The organism is Dietzia sp. SYD-A1 (assembly GCF_015356725.1).
Lineage (GTDB): Bacteria > Actinomycetota > Actinomycetes > Mycobacteriales > Mycobacteriaceae > Dietzia.
In genome coordinates, this window is record NZ_JADDKI010000299.1 from 1 (window position 1) to 4,911 (window position 4,911).

At 70.0% G+C, this 4,911-nt stretch carries 2 protein-coding genes and 2 pseudogenes; all 4 read right to left on the reverse strand.

All coding sequences use genetic code 11. From position 1 onward, the window contains the following. Positions 1 to 399, reverse strand: a pseudogene (locus IY392_RS12375) (DNA polymerase IV); the annotation flags it as partial. Positions 400 to 472: 73 nt separating this feature from the next. Next, positions 473 to 3,652 (reverse strand): isoleucine--tRNA ligase, encoded by a 3,180-nt coding sequence (ileS, locus tag IY392_RS12380; RefSeq protein ID WP_194861380.1) that lies wholly within the window; start codon positions 3,650 to 3,652, stop codon positions 473 to 475. Between the two features lie 282 nt (positions 3,653 to 3,934). Beyond that, entirely contained in the window at positions 3,935 to 4,165 is a 231-nt protein-coding gene (locus IY392_RS12385; RefSeq protein ID WP_107756225.1) for a hypothetical protein, read from the reverse strand. Between the two features lie 125 nt (positions 4,166 to 4,290). Further along, positions 4,291 to 4,911, reverse strand: a pseudogene (locus IY392_RS12390) (cell division protein); the annotation flags it as partial.

The following is a 4,911-nucleotide window of genomic DNA, read 5'->3' on the forward strand; positions in this document are numbered from 1 at the left end:
CACCGAGGCCGGCAGTCCGGTGGCCTCGCGTATCGCCGCTCGTAGGTCCTCCGCCCACCGCCGGGTCCGCTCGACGTCGGCACCGCGGAGCTCGGGGGGTTCGAGGAAGGCCTCGTCCACCGAGACCTTCTCGACCACCGGAGCGTGCGCGGAGAAGACCTCGAACACCCGGCGGCTCAACGCGCGGTACACCGCCATCCGGGGGAACACGAAGACGGCCGAGGGGCCCACGAGCCGCCTGGCCTGGTGCGAGGGCATGGCGGAACGCGCGCCGCGGGCGCGCGCCTCGTAGGAGCACCCCGCCACCACTCCGCGACCCCCCACGCCTCCCACGAGCACTGGCCGACCGCGCAGCGTCGGCCGCGTGAGCTGCTCGCAGGAGGCGAAGAAGGCGTCCATGTCCACGTGCAGGACCCAGCGGTCCTGCCCGTCAGCCACGCCGGTTCCCGTCTCGGCTCAGGACCGGTCCGTGTCAGACCCGGGCCAGGGTCATCCTGACACCGTCACCGAGCTCCTCGGCCTCGCCGTCCGCCGGGTCGAGCGCGTCGAGGACCTCGAAGTCCGTGGCCAGGACCTCGTCGGCGATCAGGCGGGCGTGACGGTCGGCCCACTCGCGACGGTCCGCCGGGACCTCCAGGCGTACCCGGATGCGGTCGGAGATGTCGAAACCGGCGGCGCGCCGGGCCTCCTGGATCTCGCGGATCCGGTCCTTGGCCCAGCCCTCGGCCTCCAGCTCCTCCGTGACGGTCAGATCCAACACCACCAGACCGGCCCCGCCCGCGAGCGCCGCCGTGGACTCCGGATCCGCGGCCACGAGGCGGTGCTCGTACTCGCCCTCCTGCAGCTCGACGCCACCGGCCACCACCACGCCGTCGACCTCGGACCAGTCGCCCGTCTTGGCGGCCTTGATGCACGCCTGCACCTGCTTGCCCAGCCGCGGCCCCGCCGCCCGCGCGTTGACCGCCAGCTCCATCCGCCCGTGGGCGGCCACGTCGCTGGTCAGGCGCACCTCTCGTACGTTCACCTCGTCGGCGATGATGCCGGTGAACGGCTCAAGCCGCTCGGCGTCGGGCATCGCCACGGTGAGCACGTTCAAGGGCAGGCGCACGCGCAGGTGCTTTGCCTTCCGGATCGAGGACACCGTGGAACACACGTCGCGGACGGCCTCCATCGCCTCGACCAGCCCGGCGTCGTGCGGGAGCTCGTCATCGGCCGGCCAGTCCGCCAGGTGAACGGACTCCCGTCCGGTCAGCCCGGTCCACACGACCTCCGTCATGAGGGGCAGGAGCGGCGCGGCGAGCCGCATGGTCGTCTCGAGGACCGTGTAGAGCGTGTCGAAGGCGTCGCGCGAATCCTGGCCCGACGCCTCCCCTGCCCAGAACCGCGACCGGGACCGGCGCACGTACCAGTTGGTCAGCGCGTCGGCGAACTGGCGCAGCTCGTCGCACGCGGCGGCGATGTCCGTGCTGTCCAGGGCCCGGGTCATCGCATCCCGGGTCGTGGCCAGCCGCGACAGGATGTACCGGTCCAGCACGTGGGGTGAATCCGTCCGCCAGGTGGCGCGCTCGGCGGCGTACAGCTGCAGGAAGCTGTAGGAGTTCCACAGCGGGAGCATGGCCTGGCGCACGCCCTCCCGGATGCCCTGTTCGGTCACCACGAGATTGCCGCCACGGAGGATGGGGGAACTCATGAGGAACCAGCGCATGGCATCGGAGCCGTCGCGGGCGAACACCTCGTTGACGTCCGGGTAGTTGCCCTTGGACTTGCTCATCTTGAGGCCGTCGTTGCCCAGCACGATGCCGTGCGCGGCGACGTGCGTGAACGCGGGCCGGTCGAAGAGAGCCGTGGCCAGGACGTGCAGGGTGTAGAACCAGCCCCGGGTCTGGCCGTTGTACTCCACGATGAAGTCGCCCGGGTTGTGGGTCTCGAACCACTCCTTGTTCTCGAAGGGATAGTGGACCTGGGCGAACGGCATGGACCCGGACTCGAACCAGCAGTCGAACACGTCGGCCACACGCCGCATGGTGGACCTGCCGGTCGGGTCGTCGGGGTTGGGCCGGGTCAGCTCGTCGATGTACGGACGGTGCAGATCAGTGGGCCGCACGCCGAAGTCGGCCTCGAGCTCGTCGAGAGACCCGTAGACGTCCACGCGCGGGTAGGCGGGGTCATCGGACTCCCAGACGGGGATCGGCGCGCCCCAGTACCGGTTCCGGTTGATGTTCCAGTCCCGCGCGCCCTCGAGCCACTTGCCGAACTGCCCGTCGCGCACGTGTTCGGGCATCCAGGTGATCTGCTCGCGATTGAGTTCGACCATCCGGTCGCGGAACGCGGTGACCTTGACGAACCAGGCCGGCAGGGCCATGTAGATCAACGGCTGGCCGGACCTCCAGGAGTGGGGGTAGGAGTGTTCGATGGTCTCGTGGCGGATCAGTCGCCCCGCCGCGCGCAGGTCGCGTGAGATCGGCGCGTTGGCGTCGAAGACCAGCTGGCCCGCGTACGGCGGCACCTCGGCGGTGAACTTCCCGTCGGCTCCGACGGGGATGACCAGCTCGATGCCGGCCGCGTCGCAGGCGTCCTTGTCCTCCTCGCCGAAGGCCGGCGCGAGGTGGACGATGCCCGTACCCGAGTCGGTGGTGACGTAGTCGGCCGCCAGCACCACGTGCGCGTTCGGGTGGCCGGCGAAGAAGTCGAACGGCGGGACGTACGGCAGCCCCACCAGTTCGGAGCCCTTCGCGGTGGCCACCACCTCCGCGTCCTCACCGAACTCGGGCGCGTACACCCCCCGGCGCGCCTCGGCCACGACGAAGCGTCGGCCGGCGAGATCACCCGTGTTCACCTGCACCACGCAGTAGTCGATGTCGGGGTGGACGGCGGCGGCCAGGTTGGACGGCAGGGTCCAGGGGGTGGTGGTCCACACCAGCGCCTCGGCGCCGTGGAACGGGCTGGACTGCGGGGCCTCGAGCGGCAGTCCGACCGTGACCGCGGGGTCCTGTCGCATCTTGTACGCGTCGTCCAACCGCGTCTCCTGGTTGGACAGGGGCGTCTGCTCGTACCAGGAGTACGGCAGCACGCGGAAACCCTTGTAGACCAGACCCTTGTCGTAGAGGCGTTTGAACGCCCACAGGACGGACTCGGTGAAGTCGATGTCCAAGGTCTTGTAGTCGTTCTCGAAGTCCACCCAGCGGGCCTGGCGGTGGACGTAGTCCTCCCACTCATCGGTGTAGCGCAGCACCGACTTCTCGCACGCGGAGTTGAACTCGGCAAGACCCATCTCGAGAATCTGCGACTTCTCGGTGATCCCCAGCTGCTTCTCCGCCTCGAGCTCGGCGGGCAGACCGTGGCAGTCCCAGCCGAACCGGCGTTCGACCAGGTAACCGCGCATGGTGCGATAGCGCGGGATCACGTCCTTGACGTACCCGGTGAGCAGATGTCCGTAGTGGGGTAGGCCGTTGGCGAACGGGGGGCCGTCGTAGAAGACGTACTCGTCGGCATCCGCTCGCCTGCGGACGGACTCACGGAAGGTGTCGCGCTCGTCCCACCGGGCCAGGACGGTCTGCTCGAGCGCGGGGAACGACGGCGACTGCGCGGTAGTGCCGCCGGTGAGGTCGAGAATCGGGTACGCGCTACCCGTTGCGGTGGGCTCGGTGCTCATGTGGGCGGACTCCTCGAGGTACGGGCCCACACGAGTTGGTACCCGTGGGGCCGACAGGCCTGCGCTCGGGGACGAACCGGACGCGACTGGCGCATCCGTCCGCGGTACCACCCCGTTTGGCGTCGACGGTGCGACGCCCACTCGTGGATCGGGGACCCTGACGGGCTCCCCCGTTCGGTTCTACTGAGCCGCTCCCACCTCGGGACCGACCGTTCTTCCGAGCGCTCCCCGGTGATGGCCGGATCTCAGCGCATCCGGCTCATCGCCGGACATCGGGTGATGCTACCTGTCGCTGTGGGCGCCCGTCTCCTCCGCCTCGTCACTCGCGTCCGGTGGATTCTCTCCGGAGCCGTCGCGGGCCGTCCTCCCGCGGAGAAGATCCATGAGCAGCAAGAGCAGTCCGAGGGCGCCGGCCACGATGCAGGCCCACGCCCACCCGATCTGTCCGGTCGCCACGGCCGCGACGAGGAAGGCGAAGCCGAGCAGCGTCAGTCCGAGTGCGACGACGAGCATGCGTTCCTCCTGCCGTGGTGCGAGTCGTGGAATACACCGGCTCCGGGGCGGACCCACCCCCCGAATATACGTCGGTCCCCGCACCCTGGGCAGGGGCGGGGACCGGACGCGACGACTCGGATGGGCTACTCGGCGCGGTGGCCGCCGTCCTTCTTGCCACCCTGGTCCGGCGCGCCGGCGTTCTCGGCCGGTGCGGCGGGGGCGGCGGAGCCGGACTTGCCGAGTTCTGTCAGCTGGTTCTCGAGGTAGCTGGTGAGGCGGCTGCGGTAGTCCTTCTCGAAGGTCCGAAGCTGCTCGATGCGACCCTCCAGCACCCCGCGCTGCTGGTTGATGGTGGCCATGATCTCGGTGTGCTTGCGTTCCGCGTCGGCCTGCAGGGCGTCGGCCTTGGCCTGTGCTTCCTTGATCTGCTGCTCGGAGCGCGCCTGCGCGTCCTTGACGATCCCGTCGGACTTGGCCTTGGCCTCGCCGAGGATCTTGTCGGCCTCCCTGCGGGCGTCCCCGACCATCTTCTCCGACTGGTTCTTGGCGTCGCCGACGAGGCGATCGGACTCACCGCGGGCCTTGGCCATGAGCCCGTCGGACTCCTTCTTGGCCTCGCCCGTGAGGCGGTCCGCCATCTCCTGCGCCATCGCCAGGACGCGGGCCGCGCGCAGATGGGTGTCCGAGTTGGCGGAACCGCTGTCCTCTCCGGCGAGTGACGGCGTGGCCGCGGGCGGCGCCGGAGTCGGTGCCGGGGTCGGCGC

Bases quoted from the DNA above. Each gene is read 5' to 3' on its own strand.
- IY392_RS12385 (WP_107756225.1), bottom strand. From the start codon at position 4,165: ATGCTCGTCGTCGCACTCGGACTGACGCTGCTCGGCTTCGCCTTCCTC.
- ileS (WP_194861380.1), bottom strand. From the start codon at position 3,652: ATGAGCACCGAGCCCACCGCAACGGGTAGCGCGTACCCGATTCTCGAC.